23 protein-coding genes are annotated in these 23,597 nt (G+C 72.9%); 6 read left to right on the forward strand and 17 right to left on the reverse strand.

Annotated features, from left to right (window positions below; genetic code table 11):
* Positions 1–128: 128 nt before the first annotated feature.
* From BLS99_RS03265 to hisI, 14 genes are all read right to left on the reverse strand, one after another.
* Positions 129–791, reverse strand: coding sequence for a response regulator (locus tag BLS99_RS03265; RefSeq protein ID WP_091043409.1), 663 nt, complete (start codon positions 789–791; stop codon positions 129–131).
* Positions 788–1,930, reverse strand: coding sequence for a sensor histidine kinase (locus BLS99_RS03270; RefSeq protein ID WP_091043412.1), 1,143 nt, complete (start codon positions 1,928–1,930; stop codon positions 788–790). Before BLS99_RS03270 ends, BLS99_RS03265 begins: the two co-directional genes overlap by 4 nt.
* Positions 1,931–2,056: 126 nt before the next feature.
* Positions 2,057–2,824 (reverse strand): methyltransferase domain-containing protein, encoded by a 768-nt coding sequence (locus BLS99_RS03275; RefSeq protein ID WP_091043415.1) that lies wholly within the window; start codon positions 2,822–2,824, stop codon positions 2,057–2,059.
* Positions 2,825–2,899: 75 nt separating this feature from the next.
* Entirely contained in the window at positions 2,900–3,664 is a 765-nt protein-coding gene (locus BLS99_RS03280; RefSeq protein ID WP_091043418.1) for a WecB/TagA/CpsF family glycosyltransferase, read from the reverse strand.
* Positions 3,664–4,647 carry an NAD-dependent epimerase/dehydratase family protein gene (locus tag BLS99_RS03285; protein WP_091043421.1) on the reverse strand — a complete coding sequence of 328 codons (984 nt, stop codon included), beginning with the start codon at positions 4,645–4,647 and terminating at the stop codon, positions 3,664–3,666. Before BLS99_RS03285 ends, BLS99_RS03280 begins: the two co-directional genes overlap by 1 nt.
* 97 nt (positions 4,648–4,744) lie before the next feature.
* Positions 4,745–5,635, reverse strand: coding sequence for a hypothetical protein (locus tag BLS99_RS03290; RefSeq protein ID WP_091043424.1), 891 nt, complete (start codon positions 5,633–5,635; stop codon positions 4,745–4,747).
* A 57-nt stretch (positions 5,636–5,692) separates the two neighbouring features.
* Positions 5,693–6,181 (reverse strand): GNAT family N-acetyltransferase, encoded by a 489-nt coding sequence (locus tag BLS99_RS03295; protein WP_091043428.1) that lies wholly within the window; start codon positions 6,179–6,181, stop codon positions 5,693–5,695.
* Between the two features lie 18 nt (positions 6,182–6,199).
* A complete protein-coding gene (locus BLS99_RS03300; RefSeq protein WP_091043432.1) occupies positions 6,200–7,363 on the reverse strand; it encodes an FAD-dependent oxidoreductase in 1,164 nt (387 codons plus the stop codon).
* Positions 7,364–7,386: 23 nt separating this feature from the next.
* On the reverse strand, positions 7,387–8,418 hold the full coding sequence (gene lgt / locus BLS99_RS03305; RefSeq protein ID WP_091043435.1) for a prolipoprotein diacylglyceryl transferase: 1,032 nt from the start codon (positions 8,416–8,418) through the stop codon (positions 7,387–7,389).
* A gap of 260 nt (positions 8,419–8,678) precedes the next feature.
* Positions 8,679–9,467 (reverse strand): tryptophan synthase subunit alpha, encoded by a 789-nt coding sequence (trpA, locus tag BLS99_RS03310; RefSeq protein ID WP_091043439.1) that lies wholly within the window; start codon positions 9,465–9,467, stop codon positions 8,679–8,681.
* Positions 9,468–9,471: 4 nt separating this feature from the next.
* Entirely contained in the window at positions 9,472–10,680 is a 1,209-nt protein-coding gene (gene trpB, locus BLS99_RS03315) for a tryptophan synthase subunit beta (protein WP_091043442.1), read from the reverse strand.
* 70 nt (positions 10,681–10,750) lie between these two features.
* Entirely contained in the window at positions 10,751–11,551 is an 801-nt protein-coding gene (trpC, locus tag BLS99_RS03320; RefSeq protein WP_091044811.1) for an indole-3-glycerol phosphate synthase TrpC, read from the reverse strand.
* 2 nt (positions 11,552–11,553) lie between these two features.
* Entirely contained in the window at positions 11,554–12,243 is a 690-nt protein-coding gene (locus tag BLS99_RS03325; RefSeq protein ID WP_091043445.1) for a Trp biosynthesis-associated membrane protein, read from the reverse strand.
* Complete coding sequence (hisI, locus tag BLS99_RS03330; RefSeq protein WP_091043448.1) at positions 12,240–12,656, reverse strand: phosphoribosyl-AMP cyclohydrolase; 417 nt, start codon at positions 12,654–12,656, stop codon at positions 12,240–12,242. Before hisI ends, BLS99_RS03325 begins: the two co-directional genes overlap by 4 nt.
* Here hisI and BLS99_RS03335 point away from each other — a divergent pair.
* The 5 genes from BLS99_RS03335 (at position 12,655) to BLS99_RS03355 (ending at position 18,020) form a co-directional block, all read left to right on the forward strand.
* The gene (locus BLS99_RS03335; RefSeq protein ID WP_091043450.1) at positions 12,655–13,323 is read left to right on the forward strand and encodes a RibD family protein; all 669 of its coding nucleotides are present in this window, start codon (positions 12,655–12,657) and stop codon (positions 13,321–13,323) included. The two genes, hisI and BLS99_RS03335, sit on opposite strands and share 2 nt — an antisense overlap.
* A gap of 102 nt (positions 13,324–13,425) precedes the next feature.
* The gene (locus tag BLS99_RS03340; RefSeq protein WP_091043453.1) at positions 13,426–15,186 is read left to right on the forward strand and encodes a BCCT family transporter; all 1,761 of its coding nucleotides are present in this window, start codon (positions 13,426–13,428) and stop codon (positions 15,184–15,186) included.
* A 49-nt stretch (positions 15,187–15,235) separates the two neighbouring features.
* Positions 15,236–16,198 carry a quinone oxidoreductase family protein gene (locus tag BLS99_RS03345; RefSeq protein WP_091043455.1) on the forward strand — a complete coding sequence of 321 codons (963 nt, stop codon included), beginning with the start codon at positions 15,236–15,238 and terminating at the stop codon, positions 16,196–16,198.
* Positions 16,199–16,272: 74 nt separating this feature from the next.
* Positions 16,273–17,196 carry a zinc-binding dehydrogenase gene (locus BLS99_RS03350; RefSeq protein ID WP_091044814.1) on the forward strand — a complete coding sequence of 308 codons (924 nt, stop codon included), beginning with the start codon at positions 16,273–16,275 and terminating at the stop codon, positions 17,194–17,196.
* Between the two features lie 194 nt (positions 17,197–17,390).
* A complete protein-coding gene (locus BLS99_RS03355; protein ID WP_091043458.1) occupies positions 17,391–18,020 on the forward strand; it encodes a flavin reductase family protein in 630 nt (209 codons plus the stop codon).
* 137 nt (positions 18,021–18,157) lie between these two features.
* Here the strand turns inward: BLS99_RS03355 and BLS99_RS03360 are convergent, their stop codons facing one another.
* From BLS99_RS03360 to hisF, 3 genes are all read right to left on the reverse strand, one after another.
* Positions 18,158–19,939: an ABC transporter ATP-binding protein gene (locus BLS99_RS03360; RefSeq protein WP_091043462.1), complete on the reverse strand. Its 1,782-nt coding sequence runs from the start codon at positions 19,937–19,939 to the stop codon at positions 18,158–18,160.
* A complete protein-coding gene (locus BLS99_RS03365) occupies positions 19,936–21,714 on the reverse strand; it encodes an ABC transporter ATP-binding protein (RefSeq protein ID WP_342761252.1) in 1,779 nt (592 codons plus the stop codon). Before BLS99_RS03365 ends, BLS99_RS03360 begins: the two co-directional genes overlap by 4 nt.
* A gap of 544 nt (positions 21,715–22,258) precedes the next feature.
* On the reverse strand, positions 22,259–23,020 hold the full coding sequence (gene hisF, locus BLS99_RS03370; RefSeq protein WP_091043470.1) for an imidazole glycerol phosphate synthase subunit HisF: 762 nt from the start codon (positions 23,018–23,020) through the stop codon (positions 22,259–22,261).
* 148 nt (positions 23,021–23,168) lie between these two features.
* Between hisF and BLS99_RS03375 the strand changes: the two genes are divergently transcribed.
* A complete protein-coding gene (locus BLS99_RS03375; RefSeq protein WP_091043474.1) occupies positions 23,169–23,588 on the forward strand; it encodes a hypothetical protein in 420 nt (139 codons plus the stop codon).
* Positions 23,589–23,597 lie beyond the last annotated feature (9 nt).

The raw sequence follows: 23,597 nt of genomic DNA on the forward strand, positions 1-23,597 counted from the left end.
TCGGCCACATGAGAGGGCCGTGGCCGGGAATGGCGCCGGGCCGGGGCGTGTCCGGTGGGTCGGGGCGGCGGTCGGGTCCGTCCGCTCGCGGAGGAAATCGGCCCGGCCCTAGGTCCCGGGCGGGGCCCCTAGGTCTCGGGGATGTCGAGGCCGGAGCGGTAGGCGATGGCGACGAGGCCGGCTCGGTCGCGGGCGCCGAGTTTGGCGAGGAGCTTGCCGACGTGGGTGCGGACGGTGGCGGGGCTGATGAAGAGGCGTTCGCCGATCTCGTCGTTGGACAGGCCGGTGGCGACCCAGCGCAGGATCTCCTGCTCGCGTTCGGTGAGGTCGCCGAGGTTGGGGTGGGGGCGGGCGCCGCCGGTGCCGCGTTCGGCGTAGGCGTCGATGACCTTGCGGGTGACGTCGGGGCTGAGGAGGGAGTCGCCGGCGGCGGCGAGGCGGACGGCGCGCAGGAGGTCCTCGGGCGGGGCGTCCTTCATGATGAACCCGGCGGCGCCGCCGGCGAGGGCCTCGAAGATGTACTCGTCGATCTCGAAGGTGGTGATCATGACGACGCGGGTGCCGGCGAGGGAGGGGTCCTTGCCGATGCGGCGGAGCACTTCGAGGCCGTCGAGGCCGGGCATGCGGATGTCGAGGAGGGCGACGTCGGGCCGGATGCGGCGGACGACCTCCCAGGCTTCGCGGCCGTCCTCGGCCTCGGCGGCGACGTGGATGTCGTCCTCGCCCTGGTAGAGGTTGCGCAGGGCCATGCGGATGAGGCTCTGGTCGTCGGCGATCACGAGCTCGATCATCGCGACTCCTTACGGTCGTAAGGGATGTGGGCTTTGACGGCGAAGCCGCCGCCGGTCCTGGGGGCGGCGGTGAAGGTGCCGCCGCCGGCCTGGACGCGCTCCATCATGCCGGTGACGCCCTGGCCCATCCGGTCGGGGTGGAGGGGGCCGCCGCGGCCGTCGTCGAGGACACTGACGCGCAGTGCGGCGGCGTCGCAGGCGATCTGGACGGTGGCGCGGGTGGCCTCGGCGTGGCGGATGACGTTCGTGAGGGACTCCTGGACGACCCGGTAGGCGGTGGCGGCGACGCTGACGGGGACGGCGCCGGGGTCGCCGGTGAGGGTGTAGTCGACGGGGAGGCCGCCTTTGCGGACGCCGTCGACGAGGGCGGCGATGTCGGTGACGGCGCCGGTGGGCCGCAGTTCGGGGGCGAGGCCGCGGCGCAGGGGCGCGAGGGTGGCGCGGAGGTCCTGGAGGGCGCGGCCGGAGGCTTCGCGGATGGCGCGCAGGTTCTCCACGACGGCTTCGGGGGTGCCGTCGTGCTTCTCGGCCATGTGGAGGGCGACGCCGGCGTTCATGGAGACGACGGCGAGGCTGTGGCCGACGACGTCGTGGATCTCGCGGGCCATCTCGACGCGCTCGTCGGCCCGGTAGCGCTCGCGTTCGGCCTCGCGTTCGCGCGTGCGGGCGCGGCGGGCCTCCTTCACGACGCGGCCCCCGGCGGCGGGGACGGCGAGCCAGACGAGGGCGACCACGGCGGTGAACCAGACGCTCTGGTCGCGGTCCGAGAGGCCGTGGAAGGCGACCGTGTAGACGAACACGGCGGCGAGGACGTACGCGCTGGTGCGCAGGGACCTGGTGAACGTGTAGAAGAACACCGCGACGGCCGGGAGGAGGAACACCGGCCCTTCGGGGAGGTCCAGGTAGAGGTAGACCGAGAGGGCGGCCATGGAGCCGGCGAGCGCGGCCTCGGGCGAGAGGCGGCGGACGGCGAGGCTCGCGGCCATGGCCCAGACGAGCGCGAACGCGACCGGCGCGGGCCGGACGCCGCCGTTGGCGCCGATGGTGGCGCCGGAGACGAGCAGCCCGAGCAGGAGCGCCAGGCCGATGTCGAAGACGGGGGCCGGGACGGTGGGTCGGGTCGCGTTCACGGTGCTCACGGGCTCAAGGCTACGGTCCGGGCGGGGCGGCGGCGTGGGCCGGACGGCGTAATCGCGCCTACGCTCGCTGACGTAGGCGCCGGTCGGGCCGGTGCGGCGCCCGATCCCTGTCTGCCCGGAGTCCGGTCAGCGCATGGGCTTGCGGGCGAGCAGGTGGATGTTGGTGGCCATGTCGCGGAAGGGGACGCGGGAGGCGGTGGCGAGTTCGAACTCGCGCAGGGCCTCGCCGGTGGCGGTCTCGGGCGTGGCGGCCTGGATGAGGTCGCCGAGGACGCCGACGCCGTGGACCTGCTCGGTGACCAGGCCGGAGCCGCCGACGAGGGCGGTGAGGGTGGCGGTCTCGAAGCGGCGCTTGATGGTGTCGCGGCCCTCGGTGACGCCGTCGACGTGGACGAGGAGGTCGAGGGCGGTGGTGAACTGGCCGGAGAGGGCCTTGGCGAGGACGGCGGCGATGCGGTTGGCGACGAGGATGCTGACGGCGCCGCCGGGCGCGCAGACCTTCGCGAGCGCGTCGAGGGCGGTGTCGGGGTAGTCGACCATCTCCAGGACGGAGTGGCACAGGACGAGGTCGGCGGAGCCGGGTTCGGCGACGTCGGGGAGTTCGTCGGCGTCGGCCTGGACGGCCTGGACGCGGTCGGTGACGCCGGCGTCGGCGGCCCTCTGGCGCAGGGAGGCGAGGGCGTTGGCGCTGGGTTCGACGACGGTGACCTCGTGGCCGAGTTCGGCGAGGGGGACCGCGAAGCCGCCGGAGCCGCCGCCGACGTCGAGGATGCGCATGGTGGCGCCGGTCCCGGCCGCGAAGCGCTCGATCTCGGCCGACAGGACGGACCACACGACGGCGATGCGGGGGTGGTGGGGAGCCTTCGCGGTCTCCCTGGGAATGTTGTCGACCATGCGGCACAGCCTAGCGTCGATCGGGCGGACGGGTGAGTGGGAAACCGCCCGGGCGCGGGCCCGGGCGGTCCACCGCTATTCGCGCAGGAACGGGGGGCGCTTGCGGATCTCGCGCAGGTACGCCGGGTTGTTCTGGAAGTACCGGCGCCACAGGCGCTTCGGCTCCTTGGTGAGCCGGAAGAGCCATTCGAGGCCGTTGCGCTGCATCCATGGCGGGGCCTGCGGGACGAGCCCGGCGTGGAAGTCGAAGGCGGCGCCGACGCCGAAGAGCGCGGGGGCGTCGAGGCGGTCGCGGTGCGCGGCCATCCACCGCTCCTGCTTGGGGGTGGACAGGCCGACCCACACGAGCTGGGCGCCGGAGTCGTTGATGCGCTTGACGACCTCGGCGTCCTCCTCCTCGGTGAGCGGGCGGAACGGCGGCGAGTACATGCCGGCGAACCGGACGCCGGGGATGCGCTCGGCGAGCTTCTCGGCGAGGAGCTCGGGGACGCCGTCCTTGCCGCCGTAGAGGAACGAGGACCAGCCGCGCTCGGCGGCGCGGGCGAGGACGTTGAGCATGAGGTCGGGCCCGTAGACGCGGTCCATCCACTCGGCGCCGGCCTTATGGCCGGCCCACACCATCGGCATGCCGTCGGGCGTGGTGAGCCCGGAGGCGTTGTGGATGGCGAGCAGGTCGGGGTCGCGCTGGGACTCCATGACGCCGTGGACGCCGGTGACGCACACGTAGTGGCGCTCGCCGGTGTCGACCCAGCGGGTGACCTCGGCGAGTGCCATCGCCTGGTCGACGGTGGAGACGCCGACGCCGAGGACGTCGACGCGGCGGAGGTTCGGGTCGGCCATTACAGGTTGTAGGTCGCCTTGACCTGGTCGTAGACCCACTCGTAGGTCTTCGACATGCCTTCGCGCAGCGAGATCGAGGGCTCCCAGCCGTAGTACTTCTGGATGAGCGTGTTGTCCGAGTTGCGGCCGCGGACGCCGAGGGCGCCTTCGACGTGCTTGAGCTCGATGTCGATCCCGGCGATGTCGGCGACCAGGTAGTACAGGTTGTTGATGGTGGTCAGCTCGGAGGAGCCGAGGTTCAGGGGCTCGGTGACGTCGCCGCGGGTGAACATCTTGGTGCCGTGGACGCAGTCGTCGATGTAGGTGAACGAGCGGGTCTGCTCGCCGTCGCCCCAGATCTCGACCTCCTTCTGGCCGGTGAGGGCGGCGACGGCGATCTTGCGGCAGGTGGCGGCGGGGGCCTTCTCGCGGCCGCCGTCCCAGGTGCCGACGGGCCCGTAGATGTTGTGGTAGCGGGCGATGCGGGTCTCCAGGCCGAAGTCCTCGCGGAAGTGGCGGCACATGCGCTCGCTGAAGAGCTTCTCCCAGCCGTAGCCGTCCTCGGCGTCGGCGGGGTAGGCGTCCTCCTCCTTGAGCGGGGCGATGTTCGCCTCGGTCTGCTTGTACCCGGCGTAGACGCACGCGGAGGAGGAGTAGAAGAAGCGGCCGACCTCGGACTCCTTGGCGGCCATGAGCATGTGGGTGGAGGGCAGGACCGAGAGCATACACAGGGCCTTGTTGTTCTCGATGAAGCCCATGCCGCCCATGTTGCAGGCGAGGTTGTAGACCTCGGCGGCGCCGTCGCCGACGGCGGTCTCGCAGTTGGCGAGGTCGGCGAGGTCCATCTGGAGGTTCTGGGTCCCGCCGTGGACCTGGTACCACTCGTCGAGGGGCTTCACGTCGACGGCCCGGACGGTCTTGCCCTCGGCGAGGAGGCTCGCCACCAGGTGCCCGCCGATGAAACCACCGGCTCCCGCCACTACCGCGTCCACGCTTGCCGCCATCGTCACTCCTCGGTTGTCCGGGTACGGGGAAGAAGGACTTCAGCCTACCCGCCGGGTTTCGGCGCCCACCAGCCGGGAAATGGGGCCTGAGTCACCGTCAGGGGGAGGGTTCGGGGGCCGCTGCCAGGAGTTCCGAGGGGGTGACGGCGCGCAGCGACGGGTCGGGGTCGCCGGTGATCGCGGGCTCGAAGCGGGAGGCGACGCAGTAGAGGCGGGCGTCGGGGTCGCCGAGGAGGCGCTTGACGTAGCGCAGGCGCTTGAGCTGGCGCTCGACCATCCGGAACCGCCAGCGGACGGTCCCGAGGGCGATCGGCGCGCCCTTGTCGTCCCAGGTGGCGAGTTCGAGGGTGCGCATCTGCCGGAACCGCGGGTCGGGGACGGTGACCCGCGTGGCGGTGGCGGCGCCGGTCGCGTCGCGGGCCCATTCGCGGGCGAGGTCGAGGAACTCGGGGCGGGCCACGTACCGGTCGAAGCGGGCGCGGTTCATCGTCCACAGCTTCTCGGTGATGTACCCGCGCCGCCAGCGCGGCAGGTGCGGGCGCAGGACCGCGTAGTGGAAGCGCGCGAGCCGGTCGGTGAGGGTCCAGAAGGGGTTGCCGGCTTCGAGGGGGTTGGCGCGGGGGGCGAGGAGTCCGGCGGCTTCGAGGCGCGGGAGGAGGGCGAGCAGGTCCTCCTCGGGGAGGCGGGTGAGGCTGCGCAGGTCGTAGGCGGTGCGGGGGCGGACGACGACGAGGGCGAGGACGGCGTCGGCGGCCTCGTCGACCTCGGTCTCGCCGAGGAGCGCGGCGGCGCGGCCGGCGGCCTGTTCGAAGTGGGGGCCGTCGGGGGTGAGGAACCCGGTCCGGAGCCAGTCGGCGGTGTCGTCGAACCGCTGCGGGGGCGCGGTGGTGAGGAGGGCGGGGTCGCCGCCGGTGACGGCGTGGACGGCGACGGCGGTCTCCGGGTCGGCGACGCCCAGGGAGCGGATCGACTCGCGCAGTTCGTTCATGGTGAGGGCGATGCTACTCGGCCCCTGCGACTTCCGGGGTCCGCGGCGGCCTCGCGGTCACAGGGCCTTGTACATGAGGTGGAGGTCGACCGGGCCCTCGGCGGGGTGGTCGAAGGCGCCGGGGATGAGGGCGAGGGTGGCCATGCCGAGGGAGTGCCAGAGCTTGACGGCGTGGACGTTGGTGGCGACGACGGCGTTGAACTGCATGGCGTGGAAGCCGTCGGCCTTGGCGCGGGCGAGGGCGGCCTCGCCGAGGGCCCGGCCGATGCCGCGGCGCCCGTACGCGGGGTCGACCATGAAGCCGGCGTTGGCGACGTGCGCGCCCTGCCCGGGGAGGTTCGGGTGGATCTCGACGGTCCCGGCGACGCGGCCGTCGACGACGGCGACGAGCCGCGAGGCGGGCTTCGGGCGCTCCATCCAGTAGGCGCGCGTCCACGACTCGGTGGTGTCCGGCGGCCACGGGTAGGTCTCGCCCGCTTGGACGATCGGTCGCATGAAGGCCCACATGGCGGGCCAGTCGCCCGGGACGGCGTCGCGGATCTGCATGCGCTCGAAGGTATCGGATCAGCGCGGGGGCTGCCAGTCGGCCAGTGACGCGGCCTGGCTCTGGACCCACGAGTCGGGGACGGCGCGCAGGAGGCCGCGGGTGACGCCGCGGCCGCCGGAGGCGATGGTGTGGACGCGGCGCGAGAGCCGGGCGACGCGCTTGAGGCGGGGCAGGCGGGCGCGGTCGTAGGAGGCGAGGGCGTCGGGGACGGACTCGGGGGTGCGGCGCAGGGCCCAGCCGAGGGTGACGGCGTCCTCCAGGGCGAGGCTGCCGCCCTGGGCGAGGATGGGGGCGACCCCGTGGGCGGCGTCGCCCATGAGGACCAGGCCGCCGCTGCCGCCGGCGGCCTGGTGGAGGCGTCCGGGGACGGGCCACACGTACCGGACGGACTGCTGGGTGAGCTCGGAGGGCCGGGTGGCGGCGATGTACTTGCCGACGGGGGCGGGCCAGTCGGCGAACCAGCGGTTGATGAGCTCGTGCTGGATCTGGGGGGACTCGGGGCGCATGCCTCCGGGCACGGTCGCCCACCAGCAGGCGCCGGCGTGCCCGAGGTCGCCGTAGCCGAAGCGGCGGCGGTCGGGGCCGTAGACCTCGACGGCCTCGGCGCTGCGCTCGGGGGCGCGGTGGGCGGGGATGATCCCGCGGAACACCACCACCCCGGCGTCCACGGTGGGCGATCCGGGGGCGACGAGGGGCCGGGTCGGGGAGTCGATGCCGTCGGCGGCGACGACGAGGTCGGCGTCCCAGCGGCGGGTCGCGTCGCCCGCGGCGAGGTCGACCATGTCGATCCGGTCGACCTGCACGGCGGGGTGGACCTCGACGCTGTCGCCCAGGCGCGACACGAGCGCCTCGTAGAGCATCGCGTTGTGGACCATGACGGACGGGGTGCCGTCGTCGGCGCCGAGCATGGCGCCGCCGAAGGAGCTGGACAGGCGGTCCTCGTTGCGGATCTCGAAGCGCTCTACCGGGGTCCCGGCGGCGTCGAGGGTCGCGTCGACCCCGAGCGCGCGCAGTGCGCGCACGCCCGAGGCCCACAGGATCATGCCGAGGTCGTCGCCCTTGAGGCGCTCGCGGCGCTCCAGGAGCGCCACCCGCCAGCCGAGCTTCGACAGCACGATCGCGCTGGCGAGCCCGGCGACGCCGGCGCCGACGACTACGGCTCTACGGTTCTGCATCTGCACCTGCCCGGGGGAAGCGGTGTCGGTCAGGCGTCGTCGCGGGACTTGCCCGCTTCGGCCTGGGGTTCGTCGGACGGCTCGTCCGCGACGCCGTCCTCCTCGGGTCGAGTGTCCTCGTTCTCGTCGGTGTCGGGGGTCCCGGTCTCCTCGGGGGCGGTGAGGAGGACGCCCTTGGGGAGGGCGCCGTCGATGTACCCGTTGGCCTTGGCGGCCTCGGAGTCCCAGGAGGTGATGAGGCGCTCGCCGCCGTCGTAGGCAACGACCTTGCGGGAGCCGCGGACCAGGAGCAGGTAGGCGATGGCGAGGACCACGACGACGACGCTGACCCACTGGTTGAGGCGGAGGCCGAACGCGGCCTCGGCGGGGTCGATGCGCAGGCCCTCGATCCAGAACCGGCCGGTCCAGTACAGGAGCACGAAGAGGGCGACGAGGCGGCCGGCGCCGAACTTCCACTTGCGGTCGGCGAGGACGAGGACGATGGCGACGCCGGTGTTCCACAGGGCCTCGTAGAGGAACGTGGGGTGGAAGGTGGCGTAGTTCTCGTAGCCGGCGACGCGGTGGTCGGCGTCGATGGCGACGGCCCACCAGGCGTCGAGGGGCTTGCCGTACAGCTCCTGGTTGAACCAGTTGCCGAGGCGGCCGATGGCCTGGCCGACGGGGACGCCGGGCACGCAGGCGTCGGCGACGGTGGCGAAGGGGAGCTTGAGCTGGCGGCAGCCGAGCCACAGGCCGACGCCGCCGAGGAGGATGGCACCGGGGACGCCGAGGCCGCCCTCCCAGACCGCGAGGGCCTTCCAGGGGTCGCCGTCGGGGCCGAAGTAGGCGTCGGGGCTGGTGAAGACGTGGTAGATGCGGGCGCCGACGATGCCGAAGGGCACCGCCCACACCGCGAGGTCGAGCACGGCCCACTCGGGGGCGCCGCGGCGGCGCAGCCGCACCTCGGCGATCCAGCAGGCCGCGACGATGCCGGCGATCAGGCAGAGCGCGTAGGCGCGGATCGGGATGGGGCCGAGGTGCCAGACCGACTCGGCAGGGCTCGGGATTGAAGCGAAGTCCACGACGCAAAACCTATCGGGTGGTGGCGGAGCGGCCGGGCGCGGGCCGGGCGGGGGGCACGGAGGGGCCCGGACCACGGGTTCGGGCGAGGTCGGGGCCGAGTCCGTTTGTTCGCTCGCAAGGCGGAAGACCTCCTGGATACCGGGGTGGTATCCAGGAGGTCGACAACGCAGCGAGCGGGCGAATGGGCCGGGCCCGGACCGGTGGGACCCGTGGTCCGGGCCCCTATCCCCGCGGGCGGGGCCTGCGGGGCCTGAGTGGACTAGCGGCGCACGCCTTCCGCGAGGTCGGCGGTGAGGGCGGCGAGGCGCTGGTGGCCGGCGGGGACGTCGTCGGTCTCCAGGTAGCAGTTGACCATGGCCGAGCCGACGATGACGGCGTCGGCGTAGGCCGCGATCTCGGCGGCCTGGTCGCCCGAGCGGACGCCGAGGCCGACGCCGATCGGCAGGTCGGTGCGAAGCCGGGTGCGGCGCACGAGTTCGGGCGCGGCGACGGAGGTCGCGGCGCGGGCGCCGGTGACGCCCATGACCGACTGCGCGTACACGAACCCGCGGCAGGCCGCGACGGTGGCGGCGATGCGCTCCTCGGTGGAGGACGGCGCGACCAGGAAGACCCGGTCGAGGTCGTGCTCGTCGGAGGCGGCGATCCACTCGGCGGCCTCGTCGGGGATGAGGTCGGGCGTGATGAGCCCGGCCCCGCCCGCGGCGGCGAAGTCGCGCGAGAACCGCTCGACCCCGTAGCGCTCCACCAGGTTCCAGTAGGTCATGACGAGGATCGGGACGCGGCCGGCGACGGCCTCGGTGACCTCGAAGACCTGCCGGGTGCGGAACCCGCCCGCGAGCGCCTGGTCGGCGGCGCGCTGGATCGCGGGGCCGTCCATGACCGGGTCGGAGTAGGGGATGCCCAGCTCGATGACGTCGGCGCCGTGGTCGATCATGATGTCGACGGCCTTGATGGAGTCGGCGAGGGTCGGGAACCCGGCCGGGAGGTAGCCGACGAGGGCGGCGCGGCCCTCGGCCTTGGTCTTCGCGAACGCGTCAGCGGCTCTCATGCGGCTACGCCTCCTTCTTCTCGGGGGCACCCGCGAAGCCGTAGTACTCGACGACGTTGCCCATGTCCTTGTCGCCGCGGCCCGAGAGGTTCACCAGGACGCGCGCGCCCGGCTCCAGGGACTTGGCGAGGCGCAGCGCCCCGGCGAGGCCGTGGGCGGACTCGATCGCGCAGATGATGCCCTCGGTGCGGGCCAGCTTCTCCAGGGCGGCCATGGCCTCGGCGTCGTCCACCGGCTCGTAGACGGCCCGGCCGGTCGCGGCCAGGTGGGCGTGCTCGGGGCCGACGCCCGGGTAGTCCAGGCCGGCCGAGATCGAGTGGGACTCGATCGTCTGGCCGTCCTCGTCCTGGAGGACGAAGGTGCGGGCGCCGTGGAGGACGCCGATCTGCCCGGCGGTGATGGTCGCGGCGTGGCGGCCAGTGTCGTACCCGTCGCCGCCGGCCTCGAAGCCGTACAGCTTCACCGAGGCGTCGTCGAGGAACGCGGTGAAGATCCCCATCGCGTTCGAGCCGCCGCCGACGCACGCGGCGACGACGTCCGGCAGGGCCCCGGTGCGGTCGAGGAACTGGGCGCGGGCCTCGTCGCCGATGCCGCGGCAGTAGTCGCGCACGAGCTGCGGGAACGGGTGCGGGCCGCCGACCGAGCCGATGAGGTAGTGCGTGTGGTCCACGCTCGCGACCCATTCGCGCAGGGCCTCGTTCATGGCGTCCTTGAGGGTCCGCGAACCGGTCGTGACCGGGACGACCTCGGCGCCGAGCAGGCGCATGCGGGCCACGTTGAGGAACTGGCGGCGGGTGTCCTCCTCGCCCATGTACACGGTGCACTCGAGCCCGAAGTAGGCCGCGGCGGTCGCCGCGGCGACCCCGTGCTGGCCCGCGCCGGTCTCGGCGATGATCCGGGTCTTGCCCATGCGCTTGGTCAAAAGCGCCTGGCCGAGGACGTTGCGGATCTTGTGCGCGCCGGTGTGGTTGAGGTCCTCGCGCTTGAGCCAGACCTCGACGCCGGCCTCCTCTGAGAGGCGCTCGGCGAGGTACAGCGGCGAGGGGAGGTTCCCGTACTCGCGCCCGAGCCTGTCGAGCTCGTCGGTGAACGCCGGGTCGGCGAGGGCCTCGGTGTGGGCGCGCTCGAGCTCGTCGAGCGCGGCGATGAGGGCTTCGGGGACGAACCGTCCCCCGAATTCGCCCCAGTGGCCGGTGGCATCTGGGTTGGGCACGGTACTTACTCCCCTTCGCTTCTCTCGATCGGTGCTGCTCTCGATCCGACGCGCCCTAGGCCGGCGCGCCTCAGATCGGGCGCGGCGTCGCCGGGTGCGATCCGGCGGTGACCAGCTCGCGGACGGCGTCGCGCGGGCTCTTCTGCTTGACGACCCCCTCGCCGACGAGCACGGCGTCGGCGCCGGCGCTCGCGTAGCGGATGAGGTCGCGGGTGCCGCGGACGCCGGACTCGGCGACCTTCACGACGTCCCGGGGCAGGCCCGGCGCGATCCGCTCGAACACCGAGCGGTCCACCTGGAGCGTAGTCAGGTCGCGGGCGTTGACGCCAATGACTTTGGCGCCCGCGCGCATGGCCCGGTCGGCCTCGTACTCGGTGTGGACCTCCACGAGCGCGGTCATGCCGAGCCCGGTGATCCGCTCGTGCAGCGACACGAGCGTGTCCTGGTCGAGCGCGGCCACGATGAGCAGGACGAGGTCGGCGCCGTGGGCGCGGGCCTCCAGGACCTGGTAGGGGGAGACCACGAAGTCCTTGCGCAGCACCGGGATCGAGACCTTCGCGCGCACGGCGTCGAGGTCGTCGAGGCTGCCCTTGAAGTAGGACCGCTCGGTGAGCACGGAGATGACCGAGGCGCCGCCGGCGGCGTACTCGGCGGCCAGCACGGCCGGGTCGGGGATGTCGGCGAGGGCGCCCTTGGAGGGCGAGGCGCGCTTCACTTCGGCGATGACGCCGACGCCGCCGCCCGAGAGCGCGGCGTACCCGTCGAGCGGGGGCCTGGCGGCCTCGGCGCGCTCGCGGACGACCTCGATGGGCACCTCGCTCTGGCGCCGCTCGAGATCGGCGCGGACTTCGGTGATGATCTGCTCCAGCACGTTCACCTACGCGGTCCTTTCTCCTGCGCCGATGCCGTGATAGTAGGCGACGAGGGGTCCTGGCCGGAGTCGAGGGCGTTCCACAGCGACACCGGGTCCTCTGCTATGGCGGCGCCCCCTGCGGGGGACGCTTCGTAACGGTCCGTGGCGGGCCAGGCGCCGGCCCGCGCGGTGGTCCAGGCGCCCGCGCCCGCGAGGATCAGCCCCGCGGCGGCGAGCACGATCGGCCACGCGCCCGCCGTCAGGTGGAGGACGCCGCCGAGGGCGGCGGCCAGGCCCGCGAGGGCCGCGACGGCGCCGAGGACGCGGCGGGCGCGGTTCCCGGTGGCGAGCATCGCGAGGAACGCGGCGCCGCCGGCGAGCGCGCACGGCAGCGCCCACGAGGCGAGGTCGGTCCCGGACTGGACGGTGGTGGCGGTGAGCCCGGCGTGGCCGGTCTCGGCGGTCGAGGTCCAGCCGCGGGAGGCCGCGAGGGCCCCGAGCGCGGCGGCGAGGACCCCGGCGAGGAGCACGCGGGTGCGCTCGGCGGCGCGGGGGTCGGAGTCGCGGGATTCGGAGGCGCTCGGGACTGCGGTGCCCGACCCTGAAGCGCGTGACTCTGAAGCGCTCGGTCCGTCGGCGTCCTCGTGGGGCGCCGCGGCGTCGTCCGCGGGGTCCTCCGCTCGGCGGGGGGCCGCATCGTCGCTGCTCATGCGATCTCCCTTCCGGAGAAGCAGGTGCGGGTGCCGGTGTGGCACGCGGGGCCGGTCTGGTCGACCTGGAGGAGCACGGTGTCGCCGTCGCAGTCGACGGCGACCGAGACGACCGCCTGGCGGTGCCCGGAGGTCTCGCCCTTGACCCAGTACTCGCCGCGGCTGCGCGACCAGTAGGTGGCCTGCTTCGTCGCGAGGGTGCGCCGCAGCGCCTCCGCGTCCATCCACGCGAGCATGAGCACTTCGCCGGTGTCGTGCTGCTGCGCGATCGCGGGCACGAGCCCGTCGGCGTTGAAGCTCAGGTTCGCCAGGACCTCTTCTCGACCTTCCACGAGTACTGATTGTGATCGCTGCGCGCCGCGCCCCGCCACCCGGCCCCTGCGGGGAGTGCATCGTGGGATTCTCGGGACCATGGAGCGCCCTTATGTCATTCTTTCGGCCGCGGTGAGCCTCGACGGGTTCCTCGACGACGACTCGCCCGATCGGCTCGTGCTGTCCAACGAGGCCGATTTCGACCGGGTCGACGAGGTCCGCGCGGGCGTGGACGCGATCGCGGTCGGCGCCGGGACGGTCCGCGCGGACGACCCGCGGCTCCAGGTGCGGTCGGCGACGCGCCGGGACGAGCGCCTGGCGCAGGGCCGGCGGGCCACGCCGCTGCGGGTGGTGTTCTCGCCCTCGGGCGAGCTGGACCCGGGCGCGCGGCTGTTCTCGGGCGGGGACCCGGTCGTGGTGTACACGTCCGAGGCGGGCGCGGCGGCGTGCCACGTGGGGCCGGAGGCGGCGGAGGTGGTGGCGACCGCGGCGCGGGAGGTGGACCTGGAGGCGGCGCTCGCGGACCTGGCCGGGCGCGGGGTGGCGCGGCTGCTGGTCGAGGGCGGGGGGACGGTGCACACGGCGTTCCTGTCGGCGGACCTGGCCGACGAGGTGCACGTGGCGGTGGCGCCGTTCCTGCTCGGGGAGCGCGGCGGGGCCCGGTTCGTGTACCCGGCGCCGTTCCCGCAGTCGCCGGCGCGGCCGCTGCGGCTGGTGGAGGCGCGGGCGATCGGGGCGGTCGCGCTGCTGGTGTACCGGCGGGATTAGCACGGTTCGAGGCCCGGTCTGGGCGGATCGGCCGGATAGAGGCTATTGGTCCCTTATGGTGGCTTCAGTCCCCTGCCCGAGCCGCACGTGAGGAGCCGCGCCATGGCCGTGAGCGAGACGCCCGCCGAACCCGAGCGCCCCGTCGAGGCGGAGGCGCCGCCTCCCGAAGTGCCGATCGAGGACGAGGAGCGGCAGGCGACGCTGCCGGTGGACCGGCCGGTGTTCTGGACCGCCGCGTGCATCACCGTCGCGGTGATCCTGTTCGGCGCGTTCTTCCCCGAGCAGTTCGAGGACGGCTCCACGGCGGCCCTGAACTGGGTCATCGCGAACTTCGGGTGGCTGTTCATCATCGCGGGGAACATCTTCTTGGTGCTGGCGGTCTACATCGCCGCGAGCCGGTACGGGAACATCAAGCTCGCGGTGAACCCGGACGAGCAGCCCGAGTTCGGGACGCTGCCGTGGATCTCGATGATGTTCGCCGCCGGCATGGGCATCGGCCTCATGTTCTACGGTGTGGCCGAGCCGCTCTCGCACTACTTCGACGCGCCGCCGCCGCTCCAGCTCAACCCGCAGTCGCCGTTCTACGCCGACCAGCTGGAGGAGGGCGCGCTAGTCTACTCCTACTTCCACTGGGGACTGCACCCGTGGGCGATCTACGCGGTGGCCGGGCTCGCGCTCGGCTACTCGACGTTCCGCAAGCAGCGCGGCAACAACATGAGCGACGCGTTCGAGCCGCTGACGGCCGGCAAGCGCTGGGGCCCGGCCACCGGCAAGGCCATCGACCTGCTCGCGATCTTCGCGACCGTGTTCGGGACGGCCGCGAGCCTGGGCCTGGGGGCGCTGCAGGTCGCGGTGGGCCTGGAGATCGTCGCGGGCGTGCAGGACTCGAAGTTCCTGGAGGTCATCGTCATCGTGGCGCTGACGGCCGCGTTCGTGGCCTCGGCGTTCTCGGGCGTCCACCGCGGCGTCAAGTGGCTGTCGACGACGAACGTGGTCCTCGCGCTGTTCCTGGTCGTCTTCGTGTTCTTCGCGGGCCCGACCCTGTTCATCCTCGACGCGTGGCCCAACGCCGTCGGCGGGTACCTCGCGGAGCTGACGAACCTCTCCAGCGTCACCGGCGCGTTCGGCGGCGAGGAGTGGATGGCGGCCTGGACGATCTTCTACTGGGCGTGGTGGCTGTCGTGGGCGCCGTTCGTGGGCACGTTCATCGCCCGCATCTCGCGCGGGCGCACCATCCGGCAGTTCATCGTCGGCGTGCTCCTCATCCCCTCGGCCGCGTCCACGCTGTGGTTCGCGATCCTGGGCGGGACGGCCCTGTGGAAGCAGGACCACGGCTACTTCGACTACGCCGACTCGATCGGGCAGGGCGAGGAGTACGCGCTGTTCGCGCTCCTGGACTCGCTGCCGCTGTACAGCCTCCTCGCGGGCCTGTCGATGATCCTGGTCGCGATCTACTTCGTGACCGGCGCCGACTCGGCCTCGCTGGTGCTCGGGTCGCTGTCGAGCCGCGGCTCGCTCGCGCCGAAGAAGGCGCTCGTGGTGTTCTGGGGCGCGACGATCGGCGCGGTCGCGGCGGTCCTGCTGCTGTCGGGCGGCCTCGAAGGGCTCAAGAACGCGACGATCATCGTCGCGCTGCCGTTCGTGGTCGTCATGCTCGCGCTGTGCGTGGCGCTCATGCGGGAGCTGACGACCGACCCGGCCGCGAACGTCCTGCGCCACCACATGCGCCAGCGCGGCTTCCGGGACGCCATCCGCCGCATCGTCGGCGAGGAGTTCGACACCCGGACGGCCGCGAAGAACCCGTGGGGCCGCGCGCGCATGCGCTTCCCCTCCGGCGGACGCCGGACCGGAACCGACGAATAGCGGGGCACCACGTAGGTTATGGGGTGAACCTGCGGCGGAAGGAATCCTCATGAAGGCGATCGTGGTCGAGCGGACCGGCGGGCCGGGCGTCATGACGGTCCTGGAGGGCGAGGACCCGGGCCCGCGGCCCGGGCAGATCGCCGTCAGGGTCGCCGCGGCCGGCGTCAACTTCATCGACGTGTACCACCGGACCGGCGCCTACGGGCTGCCGCTGCCGTTCACGCCGGGCCTGGAGGGCGGCGGGTACGTGGCGGCCCTCGGCGAGGGCGTGGAGGGCTTCGCGATCGGCGACGAGGTCGCCTGGAAGAGCGTCCCCGGGTCCTATGCGGACCTGGTCGTGGCCGACGCCGACCAGTTCGTGCCCGTCCCCGAGAAGGTGGCGGTCGAGACCGCCGCCGCGGTGATGCTCCAGGGCCTCACCGCGCACTACCTGTGCAACAGCGTGTACGACGTCCAAGAGGGCGACACCGTGGTCGTCCACGCCGCCGCCGGCGGCATGGGCCTCCTGCTCACCCAGATGGTGAAGTACAAGGGCGGCAAGGTCGTCGCCACCGTCTCCACCGACGCGAAGGCCGAGCTCGCCCGCCAGAACGGCGCCGACCACGTCATGCGCTACGAGGGCTTCGGCGCCAAGGCCCGCGAGCTCACCGGCGGCGAAGGGGTCGCGGCCGTGTTCGACGGGGTCGGCAAGACCACGTTCGACGAGGGCCTGGAGGCGCTGCGCCCCCGGGGCGTCATGGCCCTGTTCGGGCAGGCCAGCGGGCCCGTCCCGCCGGTGGACCCGCAGCGGCTGCACCAGGGCGGCTCGCTCGTGCTCACCCGCCCGACCCTCGGGGACTTCACGCGCACCCGCGAGGAGTACCTGGCCCGCGCGGCCGACGTGTTCCAGATGATCGAGGACGACAACCTGCTCGTGCGCGTCGGCGAGACGTTCCGGCTCGAAGAGGCCCCCGAGGCGCACGAGGCGCTCCAGTCCCGCAAGACCACCGGGAAGCTCCTGCTCATCCCGTGACGTTGCGAGGTGTACCGGGCCCAGAATGGGACCGGTACACCGGAGGCGACGGAAAGGGAACCGACATGGCGACGATGCGAGCGGTGGTCCAGGACGAGCTCGGCGGACCGGAGGTGCTGCGGATCGCCGAGGTCGAGCGGCCCGCACCGGGCCCGACCGAGGTGCTGGTGCGGGTCCACGCGGCGGGCGTGAACCCGACCGACTGGAAGTCCCGCGAATCGGGCGGGCTCACGGGGCTGAAGCCCCCGTTCACGCTCGGGTGGGACGTCTCGGGCACCGTGGAGGCGGTCGGGGTCGGCGTGCGGCTGTACGCGCCCGGCGACGAGGTCTACGGGATGCCGCGCTTCCCGCACCCGGCGGGCGGTTACGGCCAGTACGTGGCCGCGCCGGCCCGCCAGTTCGACTTCAAGCCCGCCGGGCTGTCCCATGTGGAGGCGGCGGCGGTGCCGCTGACAGGGTTGACGGCGCACCAGGCCCTGGTCGACAACGCGGGTGTGCGCGAGGGGCAGCGGGTGCTGGTCCACGCCGCCGCGGGCGGGGTCGGGCACTTCGCGGTGCAGATCGCGAAGGCCCACGGCGCGTACGTGATCGGCACGGCGAGCGCGGCGAAGCACGACTTCCTGCGGTCGCTCGGCGCCGACGAGGTGATCGACTACCGCGAGACGGACTTCGCCGAGGTCCTGTCGGACGTCGACGTCGTGGTCGACCCGATCGGCGGCGAGTACGCGGCGCGGTCGGCGTCGGTGCTCAAGGACGGCGGATTCCTCATGTCGGTGATCCCCGGCGACCTCCCCGAGTCCGAGCGCGCCCGCGTGCGCACCGGGTTCGTGCTGGTCGAACCGGACTGGAGCGGCATGCGGGCCCTGTCGGCGCTCATCGACGCGGGAAGGCTCCGCCCCACCGTGGCCGAGACCTACCCGCTGGAGGACGTGGCGAAGGCCCACGAGTCGCTCCAGACCGGCCGCACCACCGGCAAGATCGTGCTCACCGTCGACTGACGGCAGAGGCCCGGTCGATTGACGGCAGAAGTTCGGCCGACTGACGGCAGGGGCCTGGTCGACTGAAGGCAGAGGCCCGGCCGATCGACGCAGGGAGCCTCCCAGATGACGCGCGGCGTCCGGACCCGGCCGGGTCCGGACGCCGCGTCGTTTTCCGGCCAGCGCCGCGGCCCCGCGGCGGGTTCCATTGGGGCATGCATGTGAACACGCCGTTGAAGGTCCACTACTACGGGAGCGCCGTCGTGCTCCTCGGCACCCGCGACGCGGAGGGCCGCGCGAACGTCGCGCCGATGTCCTCCGCGTGGTGGCTCGGGCAGTCGGCCATGCTCGGGATGGGCGACCGGTCGCGGACCGCGCAGAACATGCGCGCCACCGGGGAGGTCACCGTCAACCTGGTCCCGAGCGGCCTCGCCGACGCGGTCGACCGGCTCGCCGACCTCACCGCGATGGACCCGGTCCCGGAGACCAAGGCCGCCAAGGGGTACCGGTTCGAGCCCGACAAGTTCGGGGCCGCGGGGCTCACCGAGCAGGCCGCGGACCTCGTGGCCGCGCCGCGGGTCGCGGAGTGCCCGATCCAGCTCGAATGCCGCATCACCGCGGTCCACCCGTTCGGGCGCGGCTGCTCCGCGTTCGAGGCCGAGATCCTGCGGTCCCATGTGGACGAATCACTGCTGGTGCCCGGCACCGCGTACGTCGACCCGATCGCGTGGGACCCGATGATGATGAAGTTCTGCGACTACTTCGGGGAGGCCCGGAACCTGCGCGACTCCACGCTCGCCGCGAACTGGCGCATGCCGAGGGGCCGCCTCGGCGCCCGCGCCTGAGCGCGGTGCGGGCCCGTCCGAAGAGGACGGGCCCGCACCGATGCCTCATGCCCGGTTCCGAGACCGAACGCAGTCCGCGACCGCGCCCGCTTGGCGGTCGTGCCTCGTTCGCGGTCGTGCCCGGTCCAGGATCGCGCTCAGTTCGAGCGCGTCTGCTCCACCCACGAGCCGTGCAGGCCCGCGTAGACCGAACCGGCCTCCGCCGCGAGCGCGGCGTGCGGGCCCTGCTGGACCAGCTCGCCCGCGTCGAACACCAGGACCTCGTCGGAGGTCTCGGCCGTCGAGAGCCGGTGGGCGATGATCACGGTGGTACGCCCGCGCGTCACCGCGTCCAGGGCCGCCGACAGGCGCAGCTCCGTGGCCGGGTCCACCGCGCTCGTCGCCTCGTCCAGGACGAGCAGGTCCGGATCGGTCACGTACGCGCGCACCAGGGACACGAGCTGCCGCTCCCCCACCGAGAGGTTCGCGCCGCCCTCGCCCAGCTCGGTGTCGAGCCCGGCCGGCAGCGTCTCGACCCAGTCGGTCAGGCCCAGCTCGGCGAACGCCACGTAGATCTCGGCGTCGGTCAGCTCGGGCCGCGCGAACCGCACGTTCCGGGCCAGCGTGCCGTTGAACAGGAAGCCCTCCTGCGGCACCATCGTCACCCGCCGCCGCAGCGACGCGAACGTGATCCCCTCCAGCGGCGAGCCGCCGAGCAGCACCCGGCCCGAGGTCGGGTCCATCAGGCGCGTCAGCAGCTTCGCGAACGTGGTCTTGCCCGAACCGGTCTCGCCGACCACCGCGACCTTCGAGTGCGCGCGGATCTCCACGTCGATCCCGTGCAGCACCTCCGCGCCGCCCGGGTACGCGAACCGCACCCCCTCGAACCGGACCCCGAGGGGCCCTTCGGGAAGCGCGATCCCGTCGACCGGGTCGGCCACGTCAGGCGCGGTGTCGATGATGTCGAGGACCCGGCGCCAGCCCGAGACCGCGTTCTGGGCCTCGTTCAGCGTCTCCGTGCCGATGACCACCGGCTGCGTGAACAGCACGACCAGGAACAGGAACGCCGTCAGCTCGCCCACCGACATCGACCCGTCGGCCACCAGGAACGCGCCCAGCACCACCACGATCACGTTGACGCCCAGATAGACCAGCTCCCCCGCGCCGAACGACAGCGCCGAGCGGCTGATCGCGCGGGTCTGGTCGCGCCGGTGCTCCTCGATCGAGGCGTCCAGGCGCTCGCTCGTGCGCGCCCCGACCCCGTACGCGCGCACCGTGCCCGCGCCGACCACGGACTCCGCGACCGCCGAGAGCATCGCCGAGACGCTGCGGCGCACGCTCGTGTACGCCGACGCCAGGTGCTTCTGGAGCCACTTGATCATCCACGTCACCGGCAGGAACACGATCCACACCGCGACCGCGAGCTGCCACGAGTAGACGACCATGACCACCGTCGCCACGATGATCTGCGCCATCGAGGTCACCAGGACCATGCCGCCCTGCTGGAGGAACTGGCTGATCTGGTCGATGTCGGTCGTCACGCGCGCCGTCAGGGCCCCGCGCCGCTCCGACTGCTGGTGCAGCATCGACAGGTCGTGGATGTGCCGGAACGTCTTGCGCCGCAGCGACGCCAGCGCGTGCTCGGAGACGACGAACAGGCGCCGGTTCATGACGTAGTTCGCGAGCGTCGTCAGGACGAGCGCCGCCGTGCCGAGCGCCGCGACGGTGAACACGTACCCGAGGTCGGGCCCCCCGTCGCCCAGCAGGCCCTCGTCGAGGATCTTCTGCGCGCCGATCGGCACCACGAGGCGCCCGAGCGCGGTCACGGCCGCGAGGAACACGGTGAACCCGAGGCCGCTGCGCAGTTCGGGCGAGAGCTGGAGGCCGCGCTTGACGGTCTCCCACGGGCCGGGCTGGGTGGGGGTCTCCTGGGCGGTCACGCCGCGCCCTCCTCGTCGAATTCGCGCTCGGCCTCGGCCCGCTCGTAGGCGGTGACCAGGTCGGCGTAGGGCTGGTGGGTGCGCAGCAGCTCGGTGTGCGGGCCGCGGGCGGTGATGCGGCCGCCTTCGAGGAAGACGACCTCGTCGGCGAGGGCGATCGTGGCGCGCCGGTAGGCGACCACGAGGACGCTCGCGACCTCGGAGGAGCCCTTGAGGCCGGCGAGGATCTGGGACTCGACCTTCGGGTCGACGGCGCTGGTGGCGTCGTCGAGGACGAGCAGCCGGGGCCGGCCCGCGAGGGCGCGGGCGAGGGTGAGGCGCTGGCGCTGGCCGCCGGAGAGGCTGGTGCCGCGCTCGCCGACCTCGGTGTCGAGGCCGTCGTCGAGGTTGAGGACGAACTTCTCGGCGCCGGCGGCGACGAGGGCGTCCCAGATGCGGTCGTCGTCGACGCCGGGGCGGCCGAGGGCGATGTTGGCGCGGACGGTGTCGTCGAAGACGAAGGGGATCTGCTGGACGAGGGCGGTGGTCCGCGCGAGGCTCGCGTGGTCGAGGCCGCGGAGGTCCTCGCCGTCGACGCGCACGGCGCCGCGGCTCGGGTCGACCAGGCGCGCGGCGAGGTGGGCGAGGGTGGACTTGCCGGAGCCGGTGGCGCCGACGAGGGCGACCGTGGTGCCGGGGGTGACGCTGAAGGTGACCTCGCGGAGGGCTTCGTGGCCGTCGGGGTAGGCGTAGGCGACGGCGTCGAACTCGAGGCTCGCGGGGGCGGTGCTCGCCGGGAGCTGCTTGTCGCCGTAGGCCATGTCGCCGGTGGCGGCGAGGACGTGGTCGACGCGGGCGCGGCCGACGACCGAGCCGGGCAGGTCGCCGAGGACCCAGCCGATGGCGCGGACGGGGAAGGCGAGCACGGAGAACATGAAGGAGACGGTGACCAGCTGCTCCAGGCTGATCGCCCCGGCTTCGAAGCGGGCGAGGCCCACGAGGAGCGCGACGAGGACGGCGATCTCGGGGAGGCCGGAGATGGCGGGCTCGAAGGCGGCGCGGAGGCGGCCGACGCCGATCATGGCGTCGCGCAGCTCGGTGGCGGAGGCGCTGAAGCGCTCGGTCTCGGCGGACTCCCGGCCCATGGCCTTGACGACGAGGGCGCCGTCGAAGGACTCGTGGCCGACCGCGGAGACCTCGGCCCGGAGCTCCTGGGCGCGCTTGGCGCGCGGGGCCATCTTGGTGGCGAAGACGGCGTTCAGGGCGAAGAGCGCGGGGAACATACCGAGGGCGACCAGCGCGATGGCCCAGTCGATGGTGAAGAACGCGATCATGGCGACGACGACCATGAAGAGGGTGCCGCACGCGAAGGGCAGCGGGGCGAGGGGGCGGGTGGCGGCCTCGACGTCGGCGTTCGCGTTGGAGAGGAGGGTCCCGGTGGGGTGCTTCTGGTGCCAGGAGACCGGGAGCGCGAGGTAGCGGCGGGTGATGCGGCGGCGCCAGGCGGCCTGGACGCCGAACTGCATGACGCCGGCCCCGATGCGCCTGGCGCACATGGAGGAGAAGCGGATGATCGAGGTGCCGAGGAGGGCGGCGGCGCCGAGGAGGACCGTGCCGACGGCCACCTCGCCGCTCTCGTAGGCGGGGACGGCGATGCCGGCGACGACCCAGCCGACGACGTAGGAGAGGAAGAGGGTCATGCCGGTGTTGATCATGGCTCCGGCGGCGCCGACGGCGAACGGCTTGGGTTTGAGCCGGATCATGTCGCCGAGGTTGCGCAGGCCGCGCCCGAGGATGCGCTCGTCCGCTCCCGCGGCGAGGTCGTCGGGATCGGCGGCGGTGCCGGTGGGCAGCGTCATTGGGTCTCCGGTCGAGTGGGTGGGCTCCGGGCTGGTTCCTAGCCGCACGGCAAGCGGCCGCTTGCAATCATGCCTCGCCTCGGGGACGGTCGCCAACCCTCTTTGAGAGCTGAAGGCCGTTTACCATCCCGAGCCCCCACCCACCCTGAGGGGACCGTAGCGGCCAGCATTGCCCGGGGGTGCGACAAGATCCGCCCCCGCACGCGCCCGTGTCACCCGGAGCGGGACACGAATGTAGTCGGCATCACTGCATCGAAAGGTTTCGAACGCGTCCCCGGCGCTTCGAGAGCGCGGAGCGCGCCGGAGGGAGCGGCGACCGCAGGAGGTGGCCGACCCGTGGAGCGCGCCGAGGGCGAGCGGCCCCGCGGGGCCGAGGACGATCGACGGCGCGAGCGGCGACGCGCTTCGCGCGTCGCCGCTCAGCGGGTCGGGAGGCCGGCGCTTCGAAAGCGCGGAACGCTCGGCTCTCGGCTCTCGGCGCTCAGCGCACCGGGTGGCCGGCGGTCTGGAGTTCGCGCTTGACCTCGCCGATGGCGACGTCGCCGAAGTGGAAGATCGAGGCGGCGAGCACCGCGTCGGCGCCGGCCGCGACGGCCGGCGGGAAGTGGGCGGCAGCGCCGGCGCCGCCGGAGGCGATGAGGGGCACGTCGACCGCGGCGCGGACGGCCGCGATGAGCGGGAGGTCGAAGCCGGCCTTGGTGCCGTCGGCGTCGATCGAGTTGAGCAGGATCTCCCCCGCGCCGAGCCCGGCGGCCCGCGCGCACCACTCGACCGCGTCGATGCCGGTGCGCCGCCGCCCGCCGTGAGTCGTGACCTCCCAGCCCGAATCGGTGCCGGCGCCCGAGGCGACGTCGGCGGAGAGCACGAGGACCTGGTTGCCGAAGCGGTCGGCGATCTCGGCGATCACCTCGGGCCGCGCGATCGCGGCGGTGTTGACGCCGACCTTGTCGGCGCCCGCGCGCAGCAGCCGGTCCACGTCGTCGGGGGTGCGGACCCCGCCGCCCACGGTCAGCGGGATGAAGACCTGCTCGGCGGTGCGGGCCACGACGTCCATCATGGTGCCGCGGTCGTCGCTCGAAGCGGTCACGTCGAGGAACGTGAGCTCGTCGGCGCCCGCGGCGTCGTAGGCGGCGGCGAGCTCGACCGGGTCGCCCGCGTCGCGCAGGTTCTCGAAGTTGACGCCCTTGACGACCCGCCCGGCGTCCACGTCCAGGCAGGGGATCACACGCACCGCAACAGTCACGCGGAGAAGACTACCGTGCGGCCCCGGCCGTGGCGTCGGCCATATTTCGGGGCCTGGACTTGAACATGTTCAAGAAGCTGCGTAGGTTGAAGCCAGGAGTTGAACACGTTCAACTCTCGAACTCCCCCTTCCAGAACGGAGCACTGTCATGGACATGACGGTCGTCGCCTACATCGCCTACCTGCTCGTCGCCGTACCGCTCACCGTCTGGGTCGCCCGCACCCTCGGCACCAACGGCTTCCACTTCATCAAGGACGTCTTCGACGGCGACGAGCAGCTCGCCCAAGCCGTCAACCGCCTCCTCCAGGTCGGCTTCTACCTCCTCAACTTCGGGTTCGTGGCGCTGTGGCTGCGCACCGGCGACGAGGTCGGCACCGCCCGCGGGGTCTTCGAGACCGTCGCCGTCAAGATCGGCGCCGTGCTCCTGGTCCTCGGCCTCCTGCACGTGCTCAACATCGTCGTCCTCAACGGCTTCCGCAAGCGCGGCCGCGTCGTCGACGCCCGCGCGCTCGGCGCCATGGAGCCGCCGCAGCCGCGGCCGGGGCAGTACGGCCCGCAGCCACAGTAGGATCGCCTT

It is taken from the genome of Glycomyces sambucus (assembly GCF_900102815.1).
Taxonomy (GTDB): Bacteria; Actinomycetota; Actinomycetes; order Mycobacteriales; family Micromonosporaceae; genus Glycomyces; species Glycomyces sambucus.

Excerpts from the sequence above, each read along its gene's own strand:
- BLS99_RS03275 (WP_091043415.1), bottom strand. The coding sequence starts at position 2,824 with ATGGTCGACAACATTCCCAGGGAGACCGCGAAGGCTCCCCACCACCCC.
- BLS99_RS03295 (WP_091043428.1), bottom strand. The coding sequence starts at position 6,181 with ATGCAGATCCGCGACGCCGTCCCGGGCGACTGGCCCGCCATGTGGGCC.
- BLS99_RS03290 (WP_091043424.1), bottom strand. The coding sequence starts at position 5,635 with ATGAACGAACTGCGCGAGTCGATCCGCTCCCTGGGCGTCGCCGACCCG.
- BLS99_RS03280 (WP_091043418.1), bottom strand. The coding sequence starts at position 3,664 with ATGGCCGACCCGAACCTCCGCCGCGTCGACGTCCTCGGCGTCGGCGTC.
- BLS99_RS03345 (WP_091043455.1), top strand. The coding sequence starts at position 15,236 with ATGAAGGCGATCGTGGTCGAGCGGACCGGCGGGCCGGGCGTCATGACG.
- BLS99_RS03355 (WP_091043458.1), top strand. The coding sequence starts at position 17,391 with ATGCATGTGAACACGCCGTTGAAGGTCCACTACTACGGGAGCGCCGTC.
- BLS99_RS03350 (WP_091044814.1), top strand. The coding sequence starts at position 16,273 with ATGCGAGCGGTGGTCCAGGACGAGCTCGGCGGACCGGAGGTGCTGCGG.
- BLS99_RS03265 (WP_091043409.1), bottom strand. The coding sequence starts at position 791 with ATGATCGAGCTCGTGATCGCCGACGACCAGAGCCTCATCCGCATGGCC.
- hisI (WP_091043448.1), bottom strand. The coding sequence starts at position 12,656 with ATGGTCCCGAGAATCCCACGATGCACTCCCCGCAGGGGCCGGGTGGCG.
- BLS99_RS03325 (WP_091043445.1), bottom strand. The coding sequence starts at position 12,243 with ATGAGCAGCGACGATGCGGCCCCCCGCCGAGCGGAGGACCCCGCGGAC.
- BLS99_RS03285 (WP_091043421.1), bottom strand. The coding sequence starts at position 4,647 with ATGGCGGCAAGCGTGGACGCGGTAGTGGCGGGAGCCGGTGGTTTCATC.
- BLS99_RS03375 (WP_091043474.1), top strand. The coding sequence starts at position 23,169 with ATGGACATGACGGTCGTCGCCTACATCGCCTACCTGCTCGTCGCCGTA.
- BLS99_RS03340 (WP_091043453.1), top strand. The coding sequence starts at position 13,426 with ATGGCCGTGAGCGAGACGCCCGCCGAACCCGAGCGCCCCGTCGAGGCG.
- BLS99_RS03335 (WP_091043450.1), top strand. The coding sequence starts at position 12,655 with ATGGAGCGCCCTTATGTCATTCTTTCGGCCGCGGTGAGCCTCGACGGG.
- trpA (WP_091043439.1), bottom strand. The coding sequence starts at position 9,467 with ATGAGAGCCGCTGACGCGTTCGCGAAGACCAAGGCCGAGGGCCGCGCC.